The following is a 26758-nucleotide window of genomic DNA, read 5'->3' as shown; positions in this document are numbered from 1 at the left end:
AGCCTTACCCCATGCTGATGAAAACACGTCGATCAGCAAGGGCCGAGGTCAGGAAGAATGGACACCCGAAGAAGGTTAAGTAAGTGCCATTCAAACCTGTCCCCTTTTGATTTTCTTTTGATTTTGTACCAAGGCTGACCATTATTCAGCACTAGCCATCCTACTCCAAAAGAGGAATTATCATTTAAATTTCATCCAGTTCTCCTTCATCTGCAAAGTCAACATCCGGAATTTCTTCAGGAACTGCTATTTCCTCCAAACTCTTCAGATATTGCACTCCATAGGGTTCAATCTGGGAAAGCATACGATCAATTCGCTCACTCTCTCTACCTGCGCCATACTTATTTGAAAAATCCCTATACTCAACGATCTTCGTAACGAGTTCATCATCCATCCAGATGTTACCAGCATGAAACGCGACGACTATCGCAGCACTTGCGTTATTACTATTTAGATCATCCGACTTAGCAGCATTATTTTTTATGCATTCGACTTGCTCTGCCGATAATTTCGGCTTCCAAGCGTTACGCTTAAGCCCCAAACAACTACGCAACGCAAAAGCAAACAAACTTGCATCCTTATTTAGAACAGCTTGGAAATAATTTTCCAAACAGAAATCCAGAACATCCCCCCTTACACTCTCAATCGACTTGGAATTATGGATATTCAAACTCCAAGTCCACAGTGCGACATGCGCAACCGCTGGATTACTGTCAAACAATAGCGCTTCAACTTTAGACTCTATTAAATTACCAATTACACTATTATTTTTTTCCCTACGAATAGAGCCATTCCATAGAACACCTACCGCAGTCATCAGCCCTAAGCAAACTCTCTCACTATCAGTATCATCTAGCAATTCGTATATTTCTTTCTGCCCTTCGTCCGCTAACCAGTGATTCGTCGGCCTTCTGTAAGCTGCAAAACAAGCGTAGCTATTTCTTACCCACACATCTTTTGGTGTATCAAGATTTTTATATAAAAGCCATGCTTGATGCAAAAGCTCATTAGCATAAGGGCCACGACATAAAGCCCTCCAATCCAAACCCGCTTTACATCCCCGCGCAAAATAGGTCACAAGACTTAAAGCCTCTGTTAGCGTTTCAGGCCCCGCCTCGGCTTCCTCAATTAGGCTTTGAACCAGCCTAGCCGCCGCTCCTGGCAGTACGTTAGGATGGCTTAGCCACTCCTGCTTACCAGCAAACCCCTTCCCGGCATCCATTCTACGCTTCATCAAAGTAGCTTTATGTACCAATGCCTTAATAATGGAATCAGCTCGCTTACCTGCCAATACTGCCGTCATAGGCACAACTTCTTTCCACTCATCGGAAACTAGCCGACCAGCTAAAGGTTTCACAAGAGGGAATTTGGAGTCGTACCCATCGTAATTACCGTCTACAATTGCAAGGGCTGTTAAATATTCTTGAAATGTCAGATGTCTAAATTGGTAGAATGAAACTGCACGACCATTCTCAACTTGCCTCCCTGCCTCTAACAGCAAACTAGAGCGCAACTCTACTCTTTTTAGAAACTCGTACGGCGTATCTTTTGCATATCTCTTTATTTGAGGTACGTTCTCACGAGCCTTTTCAAGAAGTTCAAGCAATTCCTTCTCAGTAGCAGTTTGTTGCCCAGCTCTCATAAGCTCAAACGCTATGTACGAAAGCTGAGGAATAGCTTCCTTCGTATCAAGCGCGTCATGTCCCTTAATATTCCAAGTATCAAGCAGCACCTCAACAGCACGACTATAAAGACGCACTCTATCTGGAGGCAGCCTACCTGCCCCATGTTTCACCACCAGAAGCATTGTCAATAAAAGCGGATTTTCAGCGAGCCTTCTCAACGCCGTATTCGACGTCAACGTTTTACCCAGTACATTGGCATCTTCAAGAGCTTCAGGCGAGACGCCAACCATCAACTTATGCCAGTGGCTGCATAGCAGATGTATCGCAGCAGAGCTAAGCGGCGCTACTCGCCACTGTTCGCAATAAGTCGCCAAATAGGGAGCAACCAAATTGAACCCAGCTTCACGACTCGTTACAACTAATTTAGTTTCCGGGAACTGATCTAAGAACGACCTTAAATTTTCGACAAATATCGTCCTGTCTCCGTCATCGTGAATTTCATCTAGACCATCCACCAAGAGTAAAATTTTTCCTTGTTTGAACAACGGGACCAGCGCAACATCCAGTCCGGACAGTTCCGGCTGCCCGGTTATATCTGGCAGACTCTTCAATAACGTTGCAAGCGGCAGCTTTATATGATCTCGCCACTCTCGGCATTTAATAAGCACTGGAGTCAAGTCGAGACTGGGTAAGTTGTCATCGCTTTTGGACCTTCGCTCGGGACTCGCATAAGCAACAGCAAGTCTCTTTAGCAAAAGACTTTTTCCTCCACCTGGCAGAGCCAAAAGAGCAATCCCTTTCGCCTTGTTAAAAACTTGACCAAATGACTGTGAGTCTTTATTTAGACGCTTCCAAGAATTAAGTTTTTTCTCACGAGAAGGGTCATCCAAGGAAATATCAGGCGGACATGGTAGTAACTCAAGAGGCACGAACAATTTTTCAAGATCGAATCGACGCTGAGCTGTATCCATATCAGCATTGACTCCCTCAATCGTCATCTGACCACAGTCTCTTACCAAGAAAGCTCGATATCTTTCTATAAGATCTCTATCTTTTTCCGTCCTAACTGCCTTTTTTGGTTTTACTTTCGAACTGGAAGGAGACTTAAGCTCTTTACCAAATAAACCGTTTAAAAAAAGTGGCAAATCAGTGTAATTATCACCATAGCTCAACGGATCAACAAACCCATGCCAGGTTGGATCTTGGCTTTTATCTTTGAATTGTTTCTCACTTATCAAGGCGTAATGTTGAAGAGTCGACGCACCGAACTGCGCGCGCAGCCAATCTATCAGCGCGGTAAAATTTGGATCAGCGAATGTATCTCCACAGCCAATGAATAGTAGACGCTTAAACGTCCCTAAGTATCTCTGAAATAGATCACGCGTCTCGCTATTTAGCGTTCTTTCGTAGTCTCTGATCCCTAGCACACAAGATTCCGGCTCTTGCCAATAGCCGTGCAGGTGTAAAATACCTCGCTCTTCCTTTCTTATCCATCCCGTTACCTTTCGCGTATCTGACAAGGTAATCGCCGGAAGGCCAACAACCTTCTCTAAGAGGGAGTCATAGTTTAGAGTACATATCGGCACCCCAGCTTCAGATATGGATTTCACTGCTGCCGCCACTTTAAAGTCTTTTACAACTAAGTCTTCAAACGACTCATTAAGCCATCTAGCATAAAGATCACCGCTTGGGGCGCCAAGCTTTCGACTTACAAACTCTGCCGCACTTAAGACATCATCTATATCAGTAGAATAAAGTTGCTGACTCCATGATTCAATTTGAGCCTCTGTAATTTTTCCTTTCGCACCTCCAAACAAAAAACCACTCGCAATTAGCCCAGTCCACGAAAGCTGCTTATACTCATTACCGGTTAATGAAATACTTACACCCGTGCCGACTATCACAACAAGCTCTTCTTTTAATATCGACTCACGTATATTCTTCAGGGCTGAATCTTTAGTCATCATTTCGCCTTCATCGGGTCATTTTCTACGAATCTAATTTACTCAGAGAGCCAACGACCCCACATAGCTATCGCATGACTGGTAGTCCATCTCTACATCGAGCATAGAAAAGCGGACTGATTTCTTTCACTCAAACCGAAGCAATCTACCCGCAGGTTTTCTCTATTCAATATAAAGACAGCCCCGCTCTTTTCTGATTCTTGACAACGTCAATAGCTATATTTACACCAAGGAATTTGTGAAGGATGAAGCCGGGCAAGAAATTTAGCCAGATCTGGTCGACCGTGATACCGGAACGCTCCCCGAGAATCCTGTGATGCAAGAACAATAGGCACTCCAGGAAAATACGCTTGAAACGACTCTCGAACTGGATTTGCCGCAGCGGATGAAGAGGTATAGTTATGCTTCACAATTACCACTGCGAACGTCTGACCTTGTTCTTTGATCAACGCACCTTCAAAACTACCCATGATGACCTCCGGCCATAAAGCGCCAAGATTGGCGTAATTCAGCCACTAGGCAAAAAGGGTAATTTCTGCCCAAAGCGACTGGCAGAACGCTACTACATCTGGATCCAAAATTTCCACTATCATTTCGTCCATGCTGGTTATAAGTACAGTGACTTTAGGCAGCGTCCGTCTAGACTATGCGTACACAGCGGACCTTCGGATACCAGAACATAGCTAGCGGAAGAAGGCGTGGATGGGAATAGGAAACCTATTGGCGTGCCAGAATTATTGACGCTCCAGGTTCTGCGGATACAAAAAAGGTCCCGCGGAGAGACCTTTTTAATCTTGGCGGCATATAGCTCTGCCGCCCTACCTCACCTCAACAATATCCAAAGCCCGATTCGCCAACAGTTCACTCACCTCAATCACCTGCAAAATCCCCAACGCCACATGCCGCCGCGCCCCTTCAAGGTCGAACGCCAAATCACTGATCATGGCATTCGCCGAAGCCAGATTCTCACTGAGATTCGCAAGCAAACACTCAGAATCAACCCCCGGATCAATCCGAAAAATAGAGTCGGACTTGTCAGACGTTTCGCCCTTAGGCTTGGGTTTCAGGTAGTAATCCAACGCTCGCGTGGCCGCGTCGTCGAGCTTCTTGTTGCGGGCAGACTGGGCACGGGATGTGGGTTCGTCTGAATCTGTAACTGGAGGATTCGGTGTAACTTTGACCATGGTCTTAACTCTCTGGTTGAGGCCACGACCCGTTCGCTGCTAAACGAATTGGGAGGCAGCTGTACGCAGGTTAGCAGACCGACGAGTTAAGAAATCGGCGCGTCCGAGGACGCCCTGCGCACAGCCACCATCAAGTGCAGGAATGGGGATTCCTGTCTGATGGACGCGTTGTGCGACTTAACTCGGCGAGCTGCTAAACCCGATCACTGACAATCAGTGACAGGTCCAAAACTACCGACGCAACCCCAGGCGCACAAGCCGGCGGATTCTGGCGTAGTTGTAGGCAAAGGCGCAAGGCGCTGTGGCTTGGCGAGGCTTTGTTGCTGGCGTCTGTCGGTCTTTGCTGACAGGCCGTCGCTCGACTGGTCCGAGCAGATATCCGATTCCGTTCAATTGAGGTCGTCGGAAAGATCTGTGGCGAGGCGCTTATAGGAGGGGGCTGCTGCGCAGCCCAGCGGGAGCAAGCTCCCTCGCCACGGTGGTTTGCTTCCTGAATTACGTTGTGAGTGGAGCCGCTAGGCGCCCTCACCCTTTTCCGACGACTCATCGCTGTGCACCACCACCAGCAACTGCGCCTGAACATCCCCCACCGAACGCAGCCGATGGGGCTTCTGCGCATTGAAATGCAGGGCATCCCCGCGATTCAGCAGCACACGCTCGTTCATGAAGTCCACTTCCACCTGCCCCTCATGCACGAACAAAAACTCCTCTCCGATGTGTTCCTTGAACGCGTGATGCGCTGTGAATTCGGCCGCCGGATAGAGGATGAAGGGCAGCAGGCTGCGCTCGGACACTTGGTGGGCCAATACCGCGTATTCGGAGCTGCCGCTGCTCGCCGCGAGGGATTGGCGGTCTTCGCTGCGCACCAGGCTGTAGCTGTCGAGGGAGACGGTTTCTTCGGAGAACAGCTCCTCGACTTTCACGCTCAGGGCCTTGGCGAGCTTGAGCGCCGTGGCGATGGAGGGCGTGCTCAAGCCCCGCTCCACCTTGGACAGGTAGCTCTTGGTCATCCCGGTTTTTTCGGCCAGGACGTCCAGTGTCATGCCGAGTTTTTTCCTGAGCAATTTCAAGCGAATGGACATAGGTAACCAACATTTCCAGAGAAACGGACAATCTGCGATTGCAAATGACACTTTGTGTCATATAGTCTATTTAGTGTCATTAGCACCTTCCTTTCACAGCTTCCATGACGCGGATCAAGAACGGTCAAAGCACGAATCAGGAGAACGGATATGAGCAAGACACTGGCGACGCCCAAGGACCAGTTGGTCCAGCATGCTGTTAACCAGATGCAGAAAACACTGCCGGATAATACGTGGACTGTACGACAAAAGCTGGCCTTGACCTGCCGCATCCTGTTCGAGAACGGCCACGACTCAGGGCTGGCGGGGCAGATTACCGCGCGCGGGCCGCAACCGGGCACCTATTACACCCAGCAATTGGGCCTGGGCTTCGATGAAATCACCGCTGGCAACCTGTTGCTGGTCAATGAAGACCTCGAGGTGCTGGAGGGCCATGGCATGCCCAACCCGGCCAACCGCTTTCACACCTGGGTCTACCGCGCTCGGGCGGATGTGAATTGCATCATTCACACCCACCCGACCCACATCGCCGCGCTGTCGATGCTGGAAGTGCCGCTGCAGATTTCCCACATGGACCTCTGTCCGCTGTACGACGACTGCGCCTTCCTGGAGGGTTGGCCGGGTGTGCCGGTGGGCAACGAGGAAGGCGAATTGATCGCCGGTGCCCTGGGTAACAAACGCGCCATCCTGCTTTCCCACCACGGCCAGTTGTCCACCGGTGCCACCGTGGAAGAAGCCTGCAACATCGCCCAACTGATCGAACGCGCCGCGAAGCTGCAATTGCTGGCCATGGCCGCTGGCGAGGTGAAACCGATCCTGCCTCACCTGGGCCGCGAAGCCCACGACTGGATCGCCCGGCCCAAGCGCCACGCGGCCGCCTTCAACTACTACGCCCGGCAGACCCTGCGTCAACACGCCGATTGCTTGAACTGAACCCACCAGGAGCGAAGCCATGTCTACCCCCAACATCCACGGCATCATCGGCTACACCATCACGCCCTTCTCCACCGACGGCCAGGGCTTGGACCTGGACGCACTGGGCCGGTCCATCGACCGTCTGATCGACAGCGGCGTGCACGCCATCGCGCCCCTGGGCAGCACCGGCGAAGGCGCCTACCTGAGCGACGCCGAGTGGGACCAGGTCAGCGAGTTCAGCATCGCCCGCGTCGCCGGCCGGGTGCCGACCGTGGTCAGCGTGTCTGACCTGACCACCGCCAAGGCGGTGCGCCGCGCACGCTTTGCCCAGGCGAAGGGCGCCGATGTGGTGATGGTGTTGCCGGCCTCGTACTGGAAACTGAGCGAGGCGGAAATCCTCGCGCACTACCAGGCCATCGGCGCCAGCATCGACTTGCCTATCATGCTCTACAACAACCCCGCCACCAGCGGCATCGACATGTCGGTGGAGCTGATTCTGCGGATTTTCAACGCGGTGGATAACGTCACCATGGTCAAGGAAAGCACCGGCGACATTCAGCGCATGCACAAGCTGCAGTTGCTGGGCGAAGGCCAGGTGCCGTTCTACAACGGTTGCAACCCCCTGGCCCTGGAAGCCTTCGCCGCCGGGGCCAAGGGTTGGTGCACCGCCGCGCCGAACCTGATCCCGCAGCTCAACCTCGACCTGTACGCCGCTGTCCTGGCCAACAACCTGAGCCAGGCCCGGACGTTGTTCTATCGTCAATTGCCGCTGCTGGATTTCATCCTCAAGGGCGGTCTGCCCGCCACCATCAAGGCCGGTTTGCGTACGCTTGGCCTGGAGGTTGGCGATCCGCGCCTGCCGGTTTTTCCATTGAATGAGGCGCGTAACCAGCAACTGCAGACGATGTTGAAGCAACTGCTCTGATTCACGAAGGGCGCTGAGTGCTACTTTTGCGACGGACAGGTGGCGCCCGAACCTGTCCGGTCACTCCATTGGAGGTCACTTGGGATGAAGACCTATCAACCGTTGAACTGCGATCTGCATGACTACCTGGAGATCGCCTGCCTATACGGCTACACGTTGGACATCGAACTGACTGACGGCCAACGCCTGACCGCCCGTGCGATCACCACGCGCACCGCCTCCACGCGGGAGGAGTTTCTTGATGTGGACTCTGCGGAAGGTCGCCGAGAGATTCGCCTCGATCAGTTATTGGCGATTACACCGCAGGATGGCAATGCCAGGTTTGGGCGGGTTGTGTTGGCGTAGCGGAGTCTGCCGGGCGGGGAGGTTTTGGGGCTGCTGCGCAGCCCAGCGGGAGCAAGCTCCCTCGCCACGGGGGAACTGCCTGTCGTCCCCTTTTGATCAGTGCCGGGGTGCTTTGGTCATCAGGACGGGGGATAGGCCTCGTTGAGGATGCAGGTCGAGCAGCGAGTTTTCCTGATTCGCGCGCAGAGAAAAGCCATGGCACTAAAGAGTAAGGGGACAAAATGCTGAGAGTGGCAACACGCCGAGCAGGCTAGATAGTGCTATCTTCTTTTGATAGCATCACCCCCATGAAAAACAGGCACCGGAAAACCCTCGAAGCAATCCACCGTACGCCAACGAGTGCGGCGATAGTGTTTGCTGACATTGAAGCCTTGGTCATTCATCTGGGTGGCCGAGTGCTGGAGCGCGAAGGTTCTCGGGTCAAGCTGATGCTGGGGGAGGCCCAATGGCGCTGCCATCGGCCACACCCTGGGAAAGAAGCCAAGAAATATCAGGTAGAAGAGGCTCGCGAATTTCTCCAGCGGGCAGGAGTTGAGCTATGAACAGCATGACTTATAAGGGCTACACAGCCCGAATTGAGTTCGATGAGCGTGACGACATCTTCGTCGGTCGAATTCTGGGTGTGCGTGACATCATCAGTTTTCACGCCGATTCCGTGACCGAGCTACGAGCGGCGTTTGCCAGTGCTGTTGAGGATTACTTGGCGGACTGTGCCGAGCAAGGCGTCAGCCCCGAGAAGCCTGCCTCCGGCAAGGTGATGCTACGCATTCGTCCTGAAGTGCACGCTGCCGCTACCATTGCAGCCCAAACCGCTGGCAAAAGCCTGAACCAGTGGGCTGATGAGGTGTTTGAGCGCGCAGCGCACGTCTGACGTCAGATACACGGATTGATTTGAAAAAAAGGTCTTGCTGAGCAAGACCTTTTCTTGTTGTTGAATGCCGCCGGCCCGCTATCTCACCTCGACAATATCCAACGCCCGATCCCAACGGTTTATTCAGTTCAATCACCTGCTAAATCCCCGGCGCCACATGCCGCCGCGAACCATCCAGATCGAACCAGATCACTGATCACCGAATTGAGCCGTGGCTTTCCAGCATCACGGGGCGACGCGTTCCCTCAAGTCTCTTTTCCAAACAACCGCTCGGCAAGCTGCCGACCTCGTTCCAACCCTTCAGCCGTCAACCAGATCGATTTGTTCCTGTTTACCGGATTGCTGATGAGGCCTTGTTCATGCAATCGGTTCATGACCTCGAAGTCGAAACCTTTCCAGGCGTTGCCGTCGTCGGAGCTGAAGGCTGCCAACAAGGCAAGCACAGCTTCCTCTATCAATTTGTCGTCGTAATCCATGGTCGCTACTCCACTCGTGTTTAGCTGGTAACGCCGAATCAGCATCAGCGTCCCCTAAACCCTATCTGGTCAAAGATAAGTAGAGAGTTTAGCTATCTGGTGCGGGTGTGTTGCTCCATGACGGCACGGGTTCATGAGATCCAACTGAGAGTGCCTAGGCCGATACCACCTCACCCGCTTGCTCCAACGCCAATCGACGCAAGGTGACAGCCGCCAGTTCCAGGCCATTACCCCAGCTCACGTCGAAGCCCCACTCGCCCACCTGGGCGGTACCAAACAACGGCAGGTCCTCCAGAGGCTTGAGCACCGGGAATTGTCGGATGTGTTCCCGCAGGTCGACGTCGTAGCGCTTACCGTTGGCAAACTCCACCTGCAATGCAGGCTTGCCTGGAACAACCTTCACACTTGTGATTCTGGCTCTGCTGATCACGAGTCAGCTCCTGCGGTTTGCCTGAACCTTTACTGCTTCAGATCTTCTATCAGCTTACCCACCGCCAAATCAGACACCCGGGAAAACGCCGCCCGCAGTGCTTCGGGATCGGTGGCGTATTGCTCAGGGGTATAAGCGAGGGTGTTGCTTTCATTGAAGGGCGAAATGGTATTGAAGTTGCGCCAAACCGAAGTGCCACTGCGTTTCATGGAGCCGTTGACGCCAATGACGGGGTAAAGCACGGTGCTGTAGTTTTTCAGGCTAAGTCCCCACTGCGGGACCATGATTTCAACGTCGGCATCAGCTCGTTCACCTTCCGCCACGATGGTGAACATCCCTTCTTGCTTGATGCGCCTCTCGAAGCTTTCACGCACCAGTTGGCCCACATCGATACCGTGGGCTCGCATGTTGTTCAGGATCGCCTGGGAAATATCCATCGTCGCGCCGTCGGCCGCCTTCGTGCCCACGACCGAGCCGGCCCCGGTTAATGCGTTTGTGCCAGCGCTCGATGCGCCAGACGCCATACCCGCCGCGGCACCTGCTCCGGCCCCCAGCCCTGCCCCCCATGCCTGGGTCATGCTCGTGTATTTGAAATTTTCTACCGCAAAGTACACAGGGAGGATCTTGATCGTTTTGATCTGGTGGCGATCCTCAACACTCAAAGACTTGGTTACACAGCCGGAAAGCAGAACGAGCGAAAGCAACGCGAACATCAACTTTTTCATGGGTGGGGAAACCGATTACCTGGATGAGTGGGGCTCTGGGCGCCATGACCGACAACCGTTTCAATAGAAGCGGTCTTCTTCCTTCATGCGATAAATCCTTCCGAAGGTTACGAAGGAAATCCCGAGGAACACCAATGTCAGCACGACTCCGCCAACCATGATGAAAAAGCCGGAGCGATACGTGTGAAGCTCGGTGGCGATACTGCTGATTTGCGGAAACCAACGTGAGTAGAGCAGCGGAACGTCGCCCCCTACCTCGTACTGATCATGTTCGTTGTAGCGTTGGTCCCCGTATTCGTCTTCATGGACTTGTTGATCACCGTCGACATACCGGTAGTGAATGATGATGCCGTTAGCATTCATCGGGATGCTTTCCAGTTGCGTCACGGTGCCTTTTACCTCGACAGCGCTCCATCGGATCGCCCCATAAATGGACCCGGAGTGTTTCGCCAGGGAGGCCAGGAACAGCAGCACACAGCACGCAACGGTAAGCAGGACTATTCGGTTATAGAGTTGATCTTTTTCAGCTTCACGTGGGTAAAACATGCTCCGGTCCTTCGTATGAAATTCGTCCGCAACTTATCGGCGTGTGATCCGGCAACTTGAGTTTACCTTTCCTGTCCTGAGGCAAGCGCCTTGGCTATCTCACCTCAACAATATCCATTGTTTGGAGTAACAGGACTAAACCGCCCTCACGGGCCAAGTGCCGCTCATACGTTCTCATTATCCGATCGGGTAAACGAATACCGATCGATATCAGACCTGAGTTTCCAGCCTTGGCTATGCCAATAGTTGGCAGCTGTTAGATTGGTCTTGAACACGTCGAGATGACATTTAAGTATTCCGTGTTTCTCCAGACTCGAAAGGCAGCGCTCGACCAACGCATTTGCTATGCCTTGTCGCCGATACTGGGGAAGAACAACCAAATGCTGCAGATAGCCTCTGCGGCCGTCGTGTCCACACATGACGCAACCGCAGAGGACGGCTTCGACTTCAGCCACGAAGCTCATCCCGGGATTTCGTTCCAAGTATTTCGCGGTCGCTTCACGAGAGTCAGCATCACGGAAGGAGACGCCTGGAGTACGCCTCATGAGGTCGATGACAGCATCGTAATCGTCCATGGTCATGACACGGATATTGGACATTGAGTGAGCCTTGCTGTGTTACCTGGCTGGCCCAGCAGACTAGCAGAAGCCGCTTGATTCGCGTGGGGATCGCCCATGCAGCGCTTTGTCCAAGGAAAGGTCCAGCTGTGCGAGACCTTTCCTGTATTGAGACGAACGCCTCGGCTACCTCACCTCAACAATATCCAACGCCCGATTCGCCAACAGCTCACTCACCTCGATCACCTGCAAAATCCCCAACGCCACATGCCGCCGAGACCCATCCAGATCAAACGCCAAATCGTTGATCATGGCATTCGCCGACGCCAGGTTCTCACTGAGATTCGCCAGCAAACACTCAGAATCAACCCCAGGGTCAATCCGTAAAATGGAGTCGGTCTTGTCAGACGTTTCGTCCTTAGGCTTGGGCTTCAGGTAGTAATCCAGGGCACGAGTGGCCGCTTCGTCGAGCTTTTTGTTGCGAGCCGATTGGGCACGTGATGTGGGTTCATCTGTATCTGTAACTGGAGGATTCGGGGTAATTTTGACCATAGCCTTAGCTCTCTTTGGGTTGGGCTACGTCCCGCTCGCGACTAAACGATTGGGAGGCAGCTGTACGCAGGTTAGTCGACCGACGAGCTAAGGAATCGGCGCGCCCGAAGGCGCCCTGCGCACAGCCACCATCGAGTGCAGGGATGGGGATACCTGACTGATGGACGCTTGAGCGACTTAGCAACGACGGGCGACTAAACCCGATCACTGATGAGCAGTGACAGGTCCCAAACTACCGACGCAACCCAAGGCGAACAAGCCGGCGGATTCTGGCGTAGTTGTAGGCAAAGGCGCAAGGCGATGTCGGCTGGCGAGTTGCGGTTGCCCAATGACTGACAGCCCCATCTGACGTTTCAGATTGCTCCGCCCCTCAACAGGCAGCCCTACCTGTATTGAGGAAACCGGAACAACCACTTCAAGAAACCTCCTACATCGCGCCCCTCTCTTGCCGCGTTAGCGTCTGTCCTGCATTTAGCGGACGAGACTCACTACGTGGCGACACGCAAAAAAGACATCCCCCAGGTTCGCAACCCGCCCGGTGGTGACGGGCATCACCTCACTTATCGGGACATAAGCGCCAGCGAACTGGCCGAGCGCGACGCCCTGCAGCAGGCTTATGAAGCCATGCTTGCCCGCCAGGCAGCTTACGAACAAACGCGCTGGGCCACGATGGATAGCAAGCCATTATCCAGCGTGACCGGAAGCGTGTTTGCCAAGAGCGGCAAGCTCCCCAACGGCATCATCGACTACAGCAACCCCAACGGCTACGTCCCAGCGGATCTGGTCAAGCAGTACGGTGAGCTCATGTGGCTCGGGGGCAGGAGCGCCGACCCATCCGGCACAATCCCCCTCAAGCGGATCGGCGCTGGCACGGTACCCGTTACCTTGGGCAGGCTCGCGCTGGGCGGTTCGGCAACTTCCGCGGCTGCCGCTGCCAGCGGCACCGTCGGGGCAGCTCTGCTGACAGGTATCGTCGCCCTACTCTGGCCGTCCAATCTGGGCGACAGCGCGCTTTACAGCGAAGACCAGCTACGGGACCTCAAGCAGGCCCGCAGCCGCATGCGCCTGAGCATCGAGCAGCAGGCCGATGGCAGTCTCAAGGGGTATGGCTTCTACACCGGCCAGAACCGCGATTGGGAAATGGTCGATGTTGTCCAATTCACCCCGCGGGCCGATCAATTCATTGCCGACCTGGGTGATGGCATCGAGCTGATCTGGACCCCGGCCACCGACCCGTCCGACACCCTCGGCATCCCCGCCCTGGAAGCGGCGCCCCAGGTACCTAACATCTGGATCTATCCGCCGACGCCGGTGGCCGACAGCATTATTGTCGATCCGATCTATCCGCCGGAGTATAGGGATTTCATTCTGGTATTTCCGGCGGACTCGGGGGTTCGGCCGGTTTATGTGGTTTTGAGTGTTTCGGGGGATCATAAGTACTACAAACCTCCGTCGCTGCTTCCAGCCTTTCCAGATGCTAAAACTGCTCCATCTAAAACGTTCGTACGTGGTGGCGGTATTAAACGTCGAAGATGGAAGGATCGCGCCGGAAAAATCTATGAATGGGACTCACGACACGGTGCTGTAGAGTTATATACAAAACAAGGGAAACATCTTGGTGAGTACGACCCGATAACTGGCGAACAAACAAAACCCGCCGACCCGACAAGGAGAGTAGAAAAGTGAAGCCCATCGTTGAAATTTTTGACATGACAACGGAAGAATTGATACAGACAATAGAAGTTCCAGGCGTCTACATGGACCAGTTGACTGCGCTTATGGGCTGGACAACGCCTGAAGATTTTTGCTTTGTCTACGATCTGTTACCGGAGCAGATAAAGACGATAGAAAAGTGGACTCACACAACATTTAATGGTGATAACCGAATTATTCAAATCGTCTGCCTTGAATAAGCCTTGGTGATCCTCTTCCGATGAGCTACGTTGAATGGTTTGAGGCTGCTGCGCAGCCCAGCGGGAGCAAGCTCCCTCGCCACGGGGGGTGGTTTGCTTAGGGACCGGATAGAGTTAAAGGACAAAGGTTCGTGTTTTACTCCTTCGTTACGGGTCGCCAGTGGCGACCATCATCTGTTGAAATCCAAAAATCCCCATTGGGAGTCCCTGCGTATACGCTTCTCCCATCGCGACTATAAAAAAGCTGTTTGAAGAACATAGGAGTTTTAGTAGTTTCAACCCATGTATTGCCACCATCTGAGGTGTATGTCATTCGGCTTGGCGCGAAGAAACCATCATTGAATGCAACACCGTTATTTTCATCTCGGAATATTGGCATCTGCATAATGCGAGGGCTGTTAGAGTCTCGCCAAGTTTTTCCAAAGTCATGACTTTCATAGGGATTCACTACGACCGCAGCACATCTGCACCTCAATACTTTGTCTCGAGACACCGAAAACATTTGCATTGCTCCCGGAAGATCTCGAATATCCGACACTCCGCTATTCAAGTCCATAACTGCAACCTTGCGACCCGGAACTGTGGTGATGAGCTGATTATCAATTAAAAAAGATTGCGGGCGGACATCTGGAATATCCCAAAGCTGTGAATTGTCTGTGTCGTAGTGGGCTAGTAGCTTCCACTCATCATCCCCTTCTGCCGAGGAATGCACGTAAACCTGATTACCACGTAATGAAGTTGCGATCACTTTGTCGTGCCAGTGGTGGAGATCAACCACGACGCCAAATGGCAGGTTCCCTATGATTGATCGCCAGTGTCTGCCATCATCATCCGATTGCTGCAGCACGCCCAACTCGCCACCGGCCAACCAGCTTCCGGATGGAGTGACCAAGATAGATTCGATTGAGGCCATACGATCAATATCATGCGGTACTGGAGCCTGACCGGGCATCCAGCTGTAGACTACACCGTTAGAGCTTCCATAGATAAAGCTGCCTTGGTTGGTATTCTTAACCGATACAACGCCATAGCTAACCTTTTTAGACAGTTCGAAGAGACTTTCCATATACTCAGGAACCGATTCGGAGTTCCACGACAGCAGAGGCTGTGATAGCAGCTGTTTAAGATCCGGCAAGACTCCTTTCACCAAATCTTCCGCTCTAGCGTGATCTGGCTTAATACTGTGAGCAAATATAACTTTCTTCCCTTGCCACGCTTGAATTAGCTCACCGAGATCTGTGAGCCGGCCACTTTGCACCTCGAAGCGACTGAATTTAGAGGGGACATCTACCCATGAACTAACGCATGTATAGGTACACTGCTGAGCGGAGAACTGAACGAAGCGGTAAGTCCCCGGTGGTAACGCGCCGGCATAAATTGCTGTTCTGGATGTAGCTTCCAGTCTAGGGGTAATTACATACTGAGTAGCCCGTTCGCCATTGAGAGGTATACGTTCGAGTGTAATGCTTTGCCAATTTCCGAAGAACTGGCTCGCACCAGATATATTGGGAAAAACACGTAGAACCATTGCTCCATCAGTTGAATTTTCAATTTTTGCTGAACGGTATTGAACTTGTGTACATCCGTTCAGGATCAGCAGAAACAACAGCAACAGTTTTATTTTCATTAGCAGCCTTACCGGCGGAAGTCAGAGGGCGAGAACATCATATCCGTTTGTTGGCGATATGCCACCACCAAGATGATGTTCGCTCAGCCGTTGAACTGAATCCTGCCATAAAGTGCCTTGCGGCGAACCAAGGCATACCTGATTTACAGCAAAACGAAGAGCCTAGGGCGGCCCAATTACGGCTTGGTCACATGAAGCTTGAAAACATCGTCAGGTGCAAAGCAGCACCAATGGGTAGCCAATCAGTATTTGGGGCCGCTTCGTCCGAGGCGCCAACCGTCCCAGCCGACTGCGTCCGGCGGTTTGGGGCTGCTGCGTAGCCCAGCGGGGATAAATCCCCTCGCCACGGGGTAGTGTTTTTTCCTTTAGGTCTAGGTAGCCCTGGCTAGCGCGTTCTCTCCCCCAGCAGAAATCTTTTTCCTTCGTCCCCTCCCGCAAAGCTCTCATCCGCTCCAGCAAAGTCGCTAGCAAATTCACCCCACGATAATCCCCCCTTCGCTCGCACCCCCTTACCCGCCAGCCTCACATAAACCCAAAATGAACCTACGCACCTTCATTCGCAGCTACTGCTTCGATTCCAGGCTCGCAACAAACGCGCTGACCCAGCTGCATCGAGCGCTTTCGTTTCTGGCTGGTTACCTGGCGCGGCAGGGTTTCGATTCCCGGACCTGGCCGGCGACCCGTGACGCGGACGCGCTGGAGCGGCGCGGTAGTGGTGTTTGCCCGGAGTTGGCGGCGACGGTGTTCAGTCATGCGCGGGAGGGGATTGTTCTAGTGGATCCTTTCGGTCGGGTCATCAGCGTGAACGAGGCCTTCACCCGCCTCACCGGTTATGGGCAAGACGAGGTGCAGGGCCGGGATTTGAACGCCCATCGCATGGTGCGTCGGCTCGCGGCGTTTTATGCGCCGATGAAGAATGCGCTGGATTTCCACGGGCATTGGTCCGGTGAAATTCAGAGCCATCACAAGGATGGCCGGGAGATGACGTCGCGCATCAGCATCAGTGCCGTGCATGACCGTCACGGTAATGTGCAGCACTATGTGGCGCTGCTCAGCGACATGACGCAGGTGAAGCAACGCCTTCAGTTACTGGAACGTGACGCCCGTTATGACGCCCTCACGCAACTGCCCAATCGCTTGCTGTTGGCCGAGCGGATGCGCCAGGCGCTGGGCAAGGCGCGGACTCACCAGCACAAGGTGGCCATTGCGTTCATTGATCTGGATGGGTTCAAGGCACTGAACGACAGTTATGGCCATGACTGGGGGGATCGGGTGTTGCAGATTGTCGCGGCGCGAATCAATGCAACGTTGCGTGAGGGCGATACGTTGGCGCGCCTCGGTGGCGATGAGTTTGTGGCGGGGCTGGTGGGTTTGCAGGCGGTGGAGGACAGCGAGCCGTTGCTCAAGCGGATGCTGGCGGCGGCCAATGCGCCGATCTTGATCGGCGCGCAAACGGTGGAGATTGCCGCCAGTATCGGCGTGGCGTTTTTTCCGGAGCATGGGCAGGAGATCGATGGGCTGATCAGCAAGGCAGACCAGGCGATGTACCTGTCGAAAAAGGCCGGCGGCAATCGTCTGGCGTTTTGTCCGACGCGGTTTATTTCGCTCAATAGCGAAGCCTGACGGTGGTGCCGAGGGTTCGTTCGCTGCCGGTCATGACGCCATAGTCACCGGCGCCGAGCAGTGAATAGACGGCGGTGATGTAGTTGCGGTCGAAGACGTTGCGCACCCAGCCTTCCACTTCCCAGGTGCGGTCCTGGCTGCGCAGGCCCAGGCGCAGGTTGGTGAGGCCGTAGCTGGGTTGATAGCTGCCTTCGCCGCCTTCGAGGGTGCCGGAGTAGCCGGTGCGGAAGCTGTAGTCGATGCCGCTGAAGGCTTCCAGCCCATAAGGCAGCGGATGGGTGTGGTCGAGGCCGCTGCTGAGGTTCCATTCCGGCGCATTGTAGAGGCGGTCACCGCTGAGGTCGCAGGTCCATTGGCCCGAGGCCGGCGGGCACGGGGCGTTGGGGAAGCTGCGGTAGCGCGCATCGCTCCAGGCCAGGCCCAGGCGCCCGGTGAGTCGGGGGGTGAGTTGCCAGGCGGAATCCAGCTCGATGCCACGCAGGCGGACCTTGCCGACGTTGATCAGGTTGTCCCGCAGCGGTGGCGCGAACATGGACGTGGGCGGGCTGTAGGTGAGCGCCTGGTAGTTGTCGACGTCGGTCTGGTAGACGGCGAGGTCGAGCAATGCGCGCTCATCCCAGAAACGCGTCTTCATGCCCAGTTCCAGGGACGTGGCGCGCTCCGGCTCGAAGGTGGGCGCGGTGAACGGGCCGACTACGTCGAAGTTGATGCCCCCGGCCTTGTAGCCCCGCGACCAACTGACGTAGCCCATCACCCCATCGCTGAAGCGGTAGCTGGCGCTGAGGAGGCTGGAGACGTTGTTTTCCTTTATCGAATCCTCGCGGTAATAACCACCACCGAGGGCAATGTCGCGCAGCAACTGTCCACCGGCCTGGAACACCGGCGGCAACCCCGTCAGCGGGGCGAGGTTGCTGACGTCGCGGGAGATCCAGCCGTCCTTGCGCTCCTGGCTGTAGCGCAGGCCGCCGGTGAGTTCCAGCGGGTCGATCGGGCGCCAGGAGAGCTGGCCGAAAATGGCTCGGCTGTCGCCCTTCTGCTCGCCGTCATAGCGTTGCCGGGCGCCGTCCAGCAGCATCGCCGGCACCTGCTTCGGATCGGTGAACGTGATGCCGTAGAGCTTTTGCAGTTGCTCAAGTTGATCGCCGACAAACCAGGGCGCGGCGTCCTTGCCGAATTCGGCGTCGATCTCCCGGTCGAGCTGTTGGCGCAGGTAATACAGCCCGGCCACATAGTCGACGGAAGAACCGACCGTGCCGGACAGGCGCCATTCCTGGCTGAACTGCCGGTGGCCCAGCTCGGTTTCGGACTCGGCCACGGACAGCGCGGTGCTATCGCTGTCGCGGGTGGCGCGGTAGTCCCAGTCGCGGTAGGCGGTGATGCTGGTGAGGCGCATCGCCTCGTCCAGGTCCCAATTCAGTTCCAGTGAGACACCGTTCTGCAGGGTTTGCGGATGACCTGGCGCGTCGATGCCTGCCTCGCGCTTGTAAGGGTCGGGCTCCGCCAACGGATAGCCGAGGAACTGGGCGCGCTTGCGGGTCTGCTGGCTGTAGTGATTGACCAGCAGGACGTTGCCGGCCTCGTTTTGCTCGGCATAGTCGGCGATCAGGCGGGCGCTGAAGTCCGGGGTCGGCGTCCACAGTAACTGGCCGCGCAGGCCATGGCTGTCGGCGTCGCCGAGGCGGGCGCCGTCTTGCAGGTTTTCCACGGCGCCATCGGTGGAACTGTCGAAGACATTGAGTCGGCCGGCGAGCACGTCGTCCTGCAACGGCCCGGAAACCGTCCCGCGATACTCCCGCAGGCCGCGCTCGCCGTAGCTGGCTTCGAGGTTGGCTTCGGGCTGAAAGGTTGGCTGGCGGGTGATGATGTTCAGCGCGCCCGCCGTGGTGTTCTTGCCGAACAAGGTGCCTTGCGGCCCGCGCAGCACTTCGATGCGCTCGATGTCCATCAACTCGGTGAAGGCCATGCCCTGGCGCGCCTGGTAAACGCCATCGACGTAAGTGCCGACGCTGCCTTCCAGGCCATCGTTGTAGGCGGTGGCGCCGAAGCCGCGCAGGCCGAAGCCGGCATAACGGGCGTCGTGACCGGACACCACCAGGCCGGGCACGCGTTGTTGGATGTCTTGCAGGCGGTGCAGGCCGGCCTCGTCCAGTTGCTCGCCGTAGAGGACGTTGATCGGGATCGGCACGTCTTGCGGGTCTTCCTCGCGGCGGCGAGCGGTGACGGTGGTTGCGTCGAGCGTGAGGGCGCTGGGCGCCGCTAGTTCGGCCTGGGCCGACACCCAGGGCAACGTCGAAAGGCCGCCGAGCAAGAGCAGCCGATAACCCAGACCCGGCATGCTAGAACTCCCGAGCCATCGTGCGATGCACCGTGTCCGTGCAAGCCAGTGTTTTCACCCACGCCAGCAATTCACGGCTGTCGGCGGGCTTGAGCAGGACCGCGTCGAAGGCCAGGTCCTTTGGATAGTCCTGCGGCCTGCGTGGCGGCACCGCCGAATAGAGCATCACCGGCAGATGGCGCCAACGCTCGCGCACTTGGCGCAGCAGCGCCCAACCATCCATGCCGGGCATCATCTGGTCGCTGATCAGCAGGTCGATTGGCTGCTGCGCCAGGCAGGCCAAGGCGTCTTGACCGTTCGTTGCGATGCTGACATCGAAACCGTAACCGGCCAGCAAGTCGTAGAGCCATTCGCTGTTCTGCTCGACGTCGTCCACCAGCAGAACGTGTTTGCCCTGGCCGTCAAACGGCGTGGCGTTGTTGTCGACGATGCCGTTTTCCAGGTCGTGCTCGTCGGCGCATGTCAATTGCAGACGGAAACTGAAGTGGCTGCCCTGCCCGGTGGCTTGGGGTTCGAGGCGGCTGTCCATGCGTTCCAGCAGTTGGGTGACGATGGACAGGCCCAGCCCGCTGCCTTCATAGCGCTGGGCATTGCGGCCGCGGCGGAACGGTTGCAGCAGTTGTTCGAATTCTTGCGGGTCGATGCCGATGCCCGTGTCGATCACGCTGAAGCGCAGCTCCACGGTGTTGGTGGTCGCTCCCGGGGCCCAATCCACTTCGAAGCGGATCTGGCCGTTGCGGGTGAATTTCGCCGCGTTCGCCAGCAGGTTCATGAGCACCTGCCGAAGGCGCTTGAAGTCGGCCTCCACCAGTGGCGGCAGATCATCGGCCAGCACCGCCTCGAAGGTGTTGCCCTGGCGTGCGGCGAGAAAGCCCGCTTCGTCTGCAATCTCGTTGAGGAACCCGTACAGGTAGCCGGGCGCGAGGGTCAGTTGCATTTGCTCCAGCTCGCCACGGGAAAACTCGAGCATCTCGTCGATCAGCTCCAGTTGCTGGCGGGCGTTGCGCTCGATCGTGGCCTGATAGTCGCGGTTGGGCCCGGCGTGCAGCAGACGCGCATAGTCGATGATGCGCACCAGCGGCGAGCGCAGGTCGTGACTGATGCGCGCCATCAACGCGCTGCGGGCCGCCAGGGAGTCGCGCAACTGCGACGTGCGCAGGGCCACGGTGCTTTCCAGGCGTTCGTGCTCGGCCTGGCGTTGTTGTTCGAGGGTGGTCAGGGCGTGTTTTTCGCGGTTGCGGCTGCGGGCCACTTCCATGATCAACGTGCACACCAGCAACGCCACGCCCGGCAGTGTGGACGATAAGCTGTATTTGCTTTGGGGCGACTGCCAGGGCAATTGTTCCTGGGGGAAAAGCATTCGCATCAGCAATTGTGCAAGCAAGAGCCCCGACACCAGCCAGGCCAGCCAGCTGTAGCTCAGTCGTCTGCGCCAGGCCATGAACAGCGTGACGAGCAGCACCCCGTAGAAACTCATGAGGGACATCTGGACGATTTGCGCGCCCTGGACGGAATCGACTTTTAGCCACCAGAGCCGGCCGAGCACACACCCCGACAGCGGCAGCCAATAGCTCCAGCCAATGACTTTGGGCAATGCGGACACCTGCAACAGCACGCGGAAGTAGGCGAGGAACAGGACGAACGAGATTGCGCTGGCGCAGGTCAGCAGCTCCCGAGTCCAGCCCAGCGCTGTGGGCCAGTAGATCAGGTAGCCGTTGAGGATGCAGGTCAGCAGGATGTAGCTCAGGACCGCGCCCGCATTCACGCTCAGCAATCGGGAGCGCAGGATCCAGCCGACGATGAAGCCGAATGGCACAACCAGCAGGACGATGCCGAGGGCGAGCCCGTCGCTCAGGTAAGTCTGCTGCTGACTGCGCAGCAGCGCCGGTTCGGACCACAGCTCCGGCTCCAGCAACAGCTGGAAATGGCTCGTCACACGGACGAACACCGTGACGCTCTCCCCCGCCGCCAGCGAGACCGGGAATGCCGGCTGACGCGCTGCCGGTTGGGGCCATTCGGCCAAGGGATAGGCGCCTCCGGCGTGGGCATCACGCCAGCGCCCGGCTGAAGATTGAAAGACGCGGATATCGTCCAGGCGCGGCGCCCCGACCACCAGCAAGCGCGAACACGCCACATCGCTGGAATTGGTGAGCTGCCATTTCAACCAGAAGGCGGAGCGGCTGTAGCCTTGGCCCGGCCAGCGCGGGGTTGCGGGGTTGAAACGGGCGTCGGGCAGGCGGGCGACTTCTTCGAGGCTCAAACGGGCCTGGGCGTCTTCGAAAATCTGCGCCGCAGGCATCAGGTCCAGACGGTCAGCCCGGCACAGTTCCACGGGCGCGGCGTGGAGCAGTCCGGCGGACAATAAGGCAATCGTCAGCACCAGGAACTGTAGGAGCCGCATCAGGCGCGCCCGACCGACTCTGTATCAACGAGGCCCAGGGTCTGCTGGCGAAACTGGCTGGGCGTCATGCCGATTCGCTGTCGAAACGCCGTGGTGAAGTTGCAGGCATTGCGAAAGCCCACCACTTCGGCGACATCCTGCACACTCATGGCGCTTTCGGAGAGCAGTTCCTGGCCGCGCCGCAACCGTGCGTCGCGAATATAGGCAAACACGGTCATCCCCAAGTGTTCGCGGAAAATGGCGGAGAGGCGTTTTTCATGAGTGCCGACTTTTTGCGCGAGCATGCCCAGGGACGGTATGTCGTCCAACTGGTTTTCGATCAGTCGCATCGCCGCGCGCAGCACGATTTCATCGCCCTGGGGTTGCGGATCGGCCGGGTGGTCCGCAATGGGCGGTGGCGCTCGCCAGGTCAATTGCAGATGGATCCTGATGCGCGCCAGGACTTCTTCCGGGGCACAGGATTTGGGGATGTAGTCCACCGCGCCTACGGTCAACCCTTCCAACCGCTCCAACGACGTATTGGCCGACGACAGAAACAGGATCGGGGTATGCCGGGTGGCCGGTGCCTCGCGTAATAACCGGCACAGGCTGAAACCGTCCATTTGCGGCATGTGCACATCCAGGACGATCAGGTCCGGGCGCAGGGCAAGGGCGCGTTGATAACCCTGATAGGCATCGCTGGCCAGGGAAATGCGCCAGGGCTGGGTCTTCAACAGAATGAGCGTGGCGCGAATGTCTTCAGGGACATCGTCGATCAGCAGAATATGCGGCAACGGCTCGGACGCCGCCACGCCTGCCGCCGTCAATACCTGCCTTTCGTATCGTCCGTTGTCCATTCGCCAGGTCTCTTCTTGTGTATAGCCAGGTCGCTGTCGCGCAATTGCCAAGGGAGGAAGCACGTATCGGGCCGGCAACAAACCGATATAGCGGCAGATCGAGTGAGAACTGAAGCTATCAAATTTTTAACGGGCGTTAAACGGTCGTCCCCTCGGGGCGCCTACCGATACGGGGCGTTACGGGCGGGGCGCAGGGGCGTGTGGCGAGGGATATCGAACGAGAGGGGGTTATGCCTGGAAAAAGCCCAGGCGCGGTGGCCAACGGGGTTGATGCAGCTCACTAAACCGTGGCGAGGGGATTTATCCCCGTTGGGCTGCGTAGCAGCCCTCAAATCAAGCACCTCGGTGTGCCAGGAAGATGGAGTTTGCTGCTTTGGGGCTGCTTAGCAGCCCAACGGGGATAAATCCCCTCGCCACAGGTTTGTTGAACGGCTTGAATGAACAGTAAATGCCTTCAGGTCGCCTTGAAACGTTTAGAACTGGTAACCGATCTGCGCGAGCAGTTGCGGGTTTTCCTGGCGCGTATCGCTCTGCGCTTCGCCGCCGGAGTGGCGCCAGGCGACCGTTGCGTCGAACGAGAGTTGGCCGTATTGAGCGCGCAAGCCCACACCGCCGCCGGAGATGCTGCGGGTGTTTTTCTCATCGGCCCACTCGTCGTGGTTGATGCGCACCTTGCCGGCGTCCCAGAACAGGTAGGGCGTGAGCTTGTCGATCGGGTAGCGAAGCTCGATCTGGGTCAGCATGCCTTCGTCGCCCGAGGCTTCGCTTTGGGGATAAGCCCGCACGCCGTCGATGCCGCCGAGGCTGAAATCTTCGGACGAGTCCAGGTTGTCGCTGCTCCATTGCCCAAGGACACGGGCGAAGAGCGTGAAGTTGGCCGGCAGCGCTTGCAGGCGCGCGAGGTCGACGTTCACTTTGCTGAACTGGCCTTCGGTCTGAGCGGTCTGGCGGTCACCCTCGCGCAGGGCCGAATCCAGTTTCAGGTCACCGTAGGTCAGCGTCGCGCCGCCGTAGGTGATGCCGCCGCCGAATACGGTGTCCCTCACGTCAAATTGCAAACTGATGGGCAGCGTGTCACTGCTTTTTTCGAAGCTGAGGCCCAACACTTCGTACTTATCCTCGAGTTCCTTGTGCTGGTATTGCCCAGCCAACATGAGGTTCGCCTGGTTGCTGCGCAGGAGCGGGTAGCTCAAGCCGATGCTGCTGACCTCGGCGGTACCGGTGGCCCCCAGGTCGGCGAATTCCGCACCCAGGTCGTAAGCGCTCTGGGCGTAACCCACGTTGCCGCGCAGGCCGGAGGTGCCCAATGGCATCGAGTAGCCGAGGCTGCCGAAATACAGGTCTTCATCGGTGGCCATCACCGCGGCGCTGAGCCGGTCGCCCAACATCAGCGGGCTGTTCCAGTCGCCTTGTACCGTCAGGCGATTGCGCCCCGAATAACGATTGCCATGGTTGTCCAGGGTGGCCTTGCCCTCGAAGGCCTCGGTCTTGCTCACTTTGGCATCGAGATCGCCCGTTCCGAGCGCCTCACCTGGCCGGATCACCGGACGAACAGCCACGCCTGGCAAGTCCGAGAGCACCAATATGCTGCGCTCCAGCCGGTCACGCTCGATCACATCGCCCGGTTGCAAGTCGTCCAGGAACGGCTGCGCCTGTGCGGCCAGTTTCGCATCGTCGTTGGTGGCGGTGATTTTTCCATAACGGCCTTCGATCACCGCGATGGTCAGTTCACCGTTGGCCATGCGTTGGGCCGGCAAATAGGCACGTGCAAACGGGTAACCCTGCTCACGGTAATAAAGCGTGACCTGCCGGGCCACTTCCCGCAGCTCGTCCAGGTCATGGGCCCGACCGATAGCCGGGGCGACGACGCGTTGCAGGCTGGCCTCGTCGATGCGCGTGTTGTCGGTGAAATGGACAGCGTTGAGCTGGACCTTGGCGCCGCCGACTTTTTCCTGCTCTGGTTGTGGTGCGTCTATATCCAGGCGAATGCTTTGCGGCAGTTCCTGCTGCGGAATCGGCAGTTCCTGCAGAATACGGCCGGCGTCGGGGATCGGGCGTGCCGGCAGGGTCGCCGCCCAGGCCGGGGAAGTGGACAACAACGCCAGACCGGCCGCGCAGGACATCAGTTTGTTTTGCATGGGATCAATCTCGAATAATTCGGGTTGCCGGAGCCCATGACCACGTCCGGGGACGTGGCCAAGGGTCCTTCAAATGAAAGAGGTGGATGTCAGGAATCAGGGACGCATGGCCAAGCTCGGCAAGCGCACACCGCCGCGCACGACGAACACGGTCTGCGGTGGGTAGGCCGCACAGGCACCGCCTTCGGATACGCCGCCATCGGAGCAGACGTTCCCGGCCAGTTCCCGCTCGCTGGCGGTGTCCTCGGCCTGGGCAGCCGAATCGCTGTCGCCAGTATTGCCGTTGGCACGCGTGCCGCCCTGGTCCACCAGCAACAGACCGCCGTCATCGACCCCGTGATCAGACCAGTCGACCGGTTTCGCCTGGGACGGGTTGAGCTCCGGTGCATGGGGCGAACTCACCTCTGCGCCGACGCGTGTGGCATCGGCGACGCTCTGCCGCACGGCGTCATAATCAATCGACGGCGTCACGGTGAGATTGGCGTTGGCCGGACTGCTCACGATCAGGTAACCGAGGTCAGCCAGCCCGCCAATGTTGATCAGGTGCGAACCCGGGCCTTGAGTGCCTACCGAATACAGTGGGTTGCCGAGCATCGGCTTGGTGTCGCCGTTCCACAGGCCGTTGGCGTCATAACCGGCGATACCGCCGCCGTTGAACGTGGTTTGGCCATCGAACACCTTGGTCTGGGTGGTCGCGCCGTTAGTGGACACCACCAGGACGGGCTGCTCGCGGTAAACGGCATGCACGCCTGTGTTGCCCAGGGCCCTGCCGAAATTGCTCTGTTGCTCGTCACTGTTGTAGCGGAAATTACCGCTGCCACTGCCGACCACATCCACCATGCCGGTGCTGCCAGCGAGGCTACCGGTGTAGATCACCGCCCGGCCGCCGGCGCCGGTCGATACCGTCACGCCCGCGTCGGCCTTCACGTCACCGCCCGCAGCCACGCCCGCCGAAGCGGATTGACCGGCGTTGAGCACGATCGCATCGGCGGCATTGCTGGTGGTGCTGACGTTCTCGGTCAGGGTGATATTGCCGGTGGTCGTCACAACCTGGACTTTGCCGGTGTTGCCGATACCGACGATCTGATCCAGCCGGGTGCCGTCCAGTGCCGTCTCGGTCAGCGTGCCGACGGTGACGTCGGCCCGATTGACGAAGCTGACATCCTTCGCTCGGCTGGCGATATCGCCGACCCAGTTGCTGGCGTTGCGCAGATCGAAATTCCCGCCCTTGAGCGCCAGGCCATCGGCGGTGATATTGCCGTTGGCATCCTGGGTGGTCTTGCCGCTGATGTTCAGGAACACGTTGCCGCGGGTGGCCAGTGCCTCGTTGATCGCCAAGTCGCCTTGGGTGCCGATGCTGACGTCACCGGTGTTGTTCACACCAGTGGTGACCTTGACCACGTTGCCGTTGCCATCGGTTTCGGTCAGCGTGCCGACTTTCAGGTTACCGGTGTTGTTGAAGGCGACCTTGCCCGCCGCGCTGGCAATATCACCCACTACGTTGCCACGGTTGCGCAACTCGAAGTCGCCACCGTTGAGGGCCAAGCCATCGGCGCTGATGTTGCCGTTTCCATCCTGGGTGGTCTTGCCGCTGATGTTCAGGAACACATTGCCGCTGGTGGCCAGCCCTTCGTTGATCGCCAAGTCACCTTGGGTACCGATGCTGACGTCGCCAGTGTTATTCACAC

General features: G+C 57.0%; 24 protein-coding genes. 8 read left to right on the top strand and 16 right to left on the bottom strand.

The window, feature by feature from the left end; genetic code table 11:
* Positions 1-184: 184 nt before the first annotated feature.
* The 4 genes from BLP82_RS19420 to BLP82_RS19405 form a co-directional block, all read right to left on the bottom strand.
* Positions 185-3592: an SIR2 family protein gene (locus tag BLP82_RS19420; protein WP_218189431.1), complete on the bottom strand. Its 3408-nt coding sequence runs from the start codon at positions 3590-3592 to the stop codon at positions 185-187.
* 206 nt (positions 3593-3798) lie between these two features.
* Positions 3799-4059 carry a hypothetical protein gene (locus tag BLP82_RS19415; RefSeq protein WP_092171730.1) on the bottom strand — a complete coding sequence of 87 codons (261 nt, stop codon included), beginning with the start codon at positions 4057-4059 and terminating at the stop codon, positions 3799-3801.
* 348 nt (positions 4060-4407) lie between these two features.
* Positions 4408-4773 carry a DUF6124 family protein gene (locus BLP82_RS19410; protein ID WP_092171726.1) on the bottom strand — a complete coding sequence of 122 codons (366 nt, stop codon included), beginning with the start codon at positions 4771-4773 and terminating at the stop codon, positions 4408-4410.
* 515 nt (positions 4774-5288) lie between these two features.
* The gene (locus BLP82_RS19405) at positions 5289-5855 is read right to left on the bottom strand and encodes a helix-turn-helix domain-containing protein (protein ID WP_092171722.1); all 567 of its coding nucleotides are present in this window, start codon (positions 5853-5855) and stop codon (positions 5289-5291) included.
* 150 nt (positions 5856-6005) lie between these two features.
* On the opposite strand from BLP82_RS19405, the gene BLP82_RS19400 reads away from it, so the two are divergent.
* From BLP82_RS19400 to BLP82_RS19380, 5 genes are all read left to right on the top strand, one after another.
* Positions 6006-6788 (top strand): aldolase, encoded by a 783-nt coding sequence (locus tag BLP82_RS19400; protein ID WP_092171717.1) that lies wholly within the window; start codon positions 6006-6008, stop codon positions 6786-6788.
* Positions 6789-6807: 19 nt separating this feature from the next.
* A complete protein-coding gene (locus BLP82_RS19395; RefSeq protein WP_092171713.1) occupies positions 6808-7695 on the top strand; it encodes a dihydrodipicolinate synthase family protein in 888 nt (295 codons plus the stop codon).
* An 84-nt stretch (positions 7696-7779) separates the two neighbouring features.
* Entirely contained in the window at positions 7780-8040 is a 261-nt protein-coding gene (locus BLP82_RS19390) for a Rho-binding antiterminator (RefSeq protein ID WP_092171709.1), read from the top strand.
* Between the two features lie 287 nt (positions 8041-8327).
* Positions 8328-8582 carry a type II toxin-antitoxin system HicA family toxin gene (locus tag BLP82_RS19385; protein WP_092171705.1) on the top strand — a complete coding sequence of 85 codons (255 nt, stop codon included), beginning with the start codon at positions 8328-8330 and terminating at the stop codon, positions 8580-8582.
* The gene (locus BLP82_RS19380) at positions 8579-8911 is read left to right on the top strand and encodes a type II toxin-antitoxin system HicB family antitoxin (protein WP_092171701.1); all 333 of its coding nucleotides are present in this window, start codon (positions 8579-8581) and stop codon (positions 8909-8911) included. The genes BLP82_RS19385 and BLP82_RS19380 overlap by 4 nt, the downstream gene beginning before the upstream one ends.
* Positions 8912-9156: 245 nt before the next feature.
* Here the strand turns inward: BLP82_RS19380 and BLP82_RS19375 are convergent, their stop codons facing one another.
* The 6 genes from BLP82_RS19375 to BLP82_RS19350 all read right to left on the bottom strand — a co-directional run bounded on the left by BLP82_RS19375 (position 9157) and on the right by BLP82_RS19350 (position 12197).
* A complete protein-coding gene (locus BLP82_RS19375) occupies positions 9157-9387 on the bottom strand; it encodes a DUF6429 family protein (protein ID WP_092171698.1) in 231 nt (76 codons plus the stop codon).
* Between the two features lie 154 nt (positions 9388-9541).
* Positions 9542-9790 carry a DUF2442 domain-containing protein gene (locus tag BLP82_RS19370; protein ID WP_170842343.1) on the bottom strand — a complete coding sequence of 83 codons (249 nt, stop codon included), beginning with the start codon at positions 9788-9790 and terminating at the stop codon, positions 9542-9544.
* 56 nt (positions 9791-9846) lie between these two features.
* Complete coding sequence (locus BLP82_RS19365; protein WP_092171690.1) at positions 9847-10542, bottom strand: hypothetical protein; 696 nt, start codon at positions 10540-10542, stop codon at positions 9847-9849.
* 60 nt (positions 10543-10602) lie between these two features.
* Complete coding sequence (locus BLP82_RS19360; protein ID WP_170842342.1) at positions 10603-11088, bottom strand: DUF3592 domain-containing protein; 486 nt, start codon at positions 11086-11088, stop codon at positions 10603-10605.
* 164 nt (positions 11089-11252) lie between these two features.
* The gene (locus tag BLP82_RS19355) at positions 11253-11687 is read right to left on the bottom strand and encodes a GNAT family N-acetyltransferase (RefSeq protein WP_092171687.1); all 435 of its coding nucleotides are present in this window, start codon (positions 11685-11687) and stop codon (positions 11253-11255) included.
* Positions 11688-11831: 144 nt separating this feature from the next.
* Positions 11832-12197 carry a DUF6124 family protein gene (locus BLP82_RS19350; protein WP_092171683.1) on the bottom strand — a complete coding sequence of 122 codons (366 nt, stop codon included), beginning with the start codon at positions 12195-12197 and terminating at the stop codon, positions 11832-11834.
* Positions 12198-12689: 492 nt separating this feature from the next.
* Here BLP82_RS19350 and BLP82_RS19345 point away from each other — a divergent pair, with 492 nt between their 5' ends.
* Both BLP82_RS19345 and BLP82_RS19340 read left to right on the top strand, forming a co-directional pair.
* Positions 12690-13883: a colicin E3/pyocin S6 family cytotoxin gene (locus tag BLP82_RS19345; protein WP_092171679.1), complete on the top strand. Its 1194-nt coding sequence runs from the start codon at positions 12690-12692 to the stop codon at positions 13881-13883.
* Positions 13880-14110 carry a DUF7683 domain-containing protein gene (locus BLP82_RS19340; protein WP_092171676.1) on the top strand — a complete coding sequence of 77 codons (231 nt, stop codon included), beginning with the start codon at positions 13880-13882 and terminating at the stop codon, positions 14108-14110. Before BLP82_RS19345 ends, BLP82_RS19340 begins: the two co-directional genes overlap by 4 nt.
* 136 nt (positions 14111-14246) lie before the next feature.
* Here the strand turns inward: BLP82_RS19340 and BLP82_RS30675 are convergent, their stop codons facing one another.
* Complete coding sequence (locus tag BLP82_RS30675; RefSeq protein ID WP_139197883.1) at positions 14247-15737, bottom strand: sialidase family protein; 1491 nt, start codon at positions 15735-15737, stop codon at positions 14247-14249.
* A gap of 537 nt (positions 15738-16274) precedes the next feature.
* On the opposite strand from BLP82_RS30675, the gene BLP82_RS19335 reads away from it, so the two are divergent.
* Complete coding sequence (locus BLP82_RS19335; RefSeq protein ID WP_092171672.1) at positions 16275-17360, top strand: sensor domain-containing diguanylate cyclase; 1086 nt, start codon at positions 16275-16277, stop codon at positions 17358-17360.
* Here BLP82_RS19335 and BLP82_RS19330 read toward each other — a convergent pair.
* The 5 genes from BLP82_RS19330 to BLP82_RS31200 form a co-directional block, all read right to left on the bottom strand.
* The gene (locus BLP82_RS19330) at positions 17344-19695 is read right to left on the bottom strand and encodes a TonB-dependent receptor (protein ID WP_092171667.1); all 2352 of its coding nucleotides are present in this window, start codon (positions 19693-19695) and stop codon (positions 17344-17346) included. The genes BLP82_RS19335 and BLP82_RS19330 overlap by 17 nt on opposite strands.
* A gap of 1 nt (position 19696) precedes the next feature.
* Positions 19697-22096, bottom strand: a complete 2400-nt coding sequence (locus BLP82_RS19325) for a hybrid sensor histidine kinase/response regulator (protein WP_092171663.1) — start codon at positions 22094-22096, stop codon at positions 19697-19699.
* Positions 22096-22932 carry a response regulator transcription factor gene (locus tag BLP82_RS19320; RefSeq protein ID WP_092171659.1) on the bottom strand — a complete coding sequence of 279 codons (837 nt, stop codon included), beginning with the start codon at positions 22930-22932 and terminating at the stop codon, positions 22096-22098. The genes BLP82_RS19325 and BLP82_RS19320 overlap by 1 nt, the downstream gene beginning before the upstream one ends.
* 473 nt (positions 22933-23405) lie before the next feature.
* Positions 23406-25070 (bottom strand): ShlB/FhaC/HecB family hemolysin secretion/activation protein, encoded by a 1665-nt coding sequence (locus tag BLP82_RS19315; RefSeq protein WP_218189430.1) that lies wholly within the window; start codon positions 25068-25070, stop codon positions 23406-23408.
* 96 nt (positions 25071-25166) lie between these two features.
* Positions 25167-26758: hypothetical protein (locus BLP82_RS31200; protein ID WP_218189429.1), on the bottom strand; the 1592-nt coding region annotated here is incomplete at its 5' end.

The organism is Pseudomonas sp. NFACC37-1, assembly GCF_900101575.1.
Taxonomy (GTDB): domain Bacteria; phylum Pseudomonadota; class Gammaproteobacteria; order Pseudomonadales; family Pseudomonadaceae; genus Aquipseudomonas; species Aquipseudomonas fluorescens_AA.
This window is presented reverse-complemented; position numbering and strand designations above follow the sequence as displayed.

What these genes read in the sequence shown, in the direction of transcription:
- BLP82_RS19420 (WP_218189431.1), bottom strand. Translation starts at nt 3,592, where the DNA reads ATGATGACTAAAGATTCAGCCCTGAAGAATATACGTGAGTCGATATTA.
- BLP82_RS19415 (WP_092171730.1), bottom strand. Translation starts at nt 4,059, where the DNA reads ATGGGTAGTTTTGAAGGTGCGTTGATCAAAGAACAAGGTCAGACGTTC.
- BLP82_RS19410 (WP_092171726.1), bottom strand. Translation starts at nt 4,773, where the DNA reads ATGGTCAAAGTTACACCGAATCCTCCAGTTACAGATTCAGACGAACCC.
- BLP82_RS19405 (WP_092171722.1), bottom strand. Translation starts at nt 5,855, where the DNA reads ATGTCCATTCGCTTGAAATTGCTCAGGAAAAAACTCGGCATGACACTG.
- BLP82_RS19400 (WP_092171717.1), top strand. Translation starts at nt 6,006, where the DNA reads ATGAGCAAGACACTGGCGACGCCCAAGGACCAGTTGGTCCAGCATGCT.
- BLP82_RS19395 (WP_092171713.1), top strand. Translation starts at nt 6,808, where the DNA reads ATGTCTACCCCCAACATCCACGGCATCATCGGCTACACCATCACGCCC.
- BLP82_RS19390 (WP_092171709.1), top strand. Translation starts at nt 7,780, where the DNA reads ATGAAGACCTATCAACCGTTGAACTGCGATCTGCATGACTACCTGGAG.
- BLP82_RS19385 (WP_092171705.1), top strand. Translation starts at nt 8,328, where the DNA reads ATGAAAAACAGGCACCGGAAAACCCTCGAAGCAATCCACCGTACGCCA.
- BLP82_RS19380 (WP_092171701.1), top strand. Translation starts at nt 8,579, where the DNA reads ATGAACAGCATGACTTATAAGGGCTACACAGCCCGAATTGAGTTCGAT.
- BLP82_RS19375 (WP_092171698.1), bottom strand. Translation starts at nt 9,387, where the DNA reads ATGGATTACGACGACAAATTGATAGAGGAAGCTGTGCTTGCCTTGTTG.
- BLP82_RS19365 (WP_092171690.1), bottom strand. Translation starts at nt 10,542, where the DNA reads ATGAAAAAGTTGATGTTCGCGTTGCTTTCGCTCGTTCTGCTTTCCGGC.
- BLP82_RS19360 (WP_170842342.1), bottom strand. Translation starts at nt 11,088, where the DNA reads ATGTTTTACCCACGTGAAGCTGAAAAAGATCAACTCTATAACCGAATA.
- BLP82_RS19355 (WP_092171687.1), bottom strand. Translation starts at nt 11,687, where the DNA reads ATGTCCAATATCCGTGTCATGACCATGGACGATTACGATGCTGTCATC.
- BLP82_RS19350 (WP_092171683.1), bottom strand. Translation starts at nt 12,197, where the DNA reads ATGGTCAAAATTACCCCGAATCCTCCAGTTACAGATACAGATGAACCC.
- BLP82_RS30675 (WP_139197883.1), bottom strand. Translation starts at nt 15,737, where the DNA reads ATGAAAATAAAACTGTTGCTGTTGTTTCTGCTGATCCTGAACGGATGT.
- BLP82_RS19335 (WP_092171672.1), top strand. Translation starts at nt 16,275, where the DNA reads ATGAACCTACGCACCTTCATTCGCAGCTACTGCTTCGATTCCAGGCTC.
- BLP82_RS19330 (WP_092171667.1), bottom strand. Translation starts at nt 19,695, where the DNA reads ATGCCGGGTCTGGGTTATCGGCTGCTCTTGCTCGGCGGCCTTTCGACG.
- BLP82_RS19325 (WP_092171663.1), bottom strand. Translation starts at nt 22,096, where the DNA reads ATGCGGCTCCTACAGTTCCTGGTGCTGACGATTGCCTTATTGTCCGCC.
- BLP82_RS19320 (WP_092171659.1), bottom strand. Translation starts at nt 22,932, where the DNA reads ATGGACAACGGACGATACGAAAGGCAGGTATTGACGGCGGCAGGCGTG.
- BLP82_RS19315 (WP_218189430.1), bottom strand. Translation starts at nt 25,070, where the DNA reads ATGCAAAACAAACTGATGTCCTGCGCGGCCGGTCTGGCGTTGTTGTCC.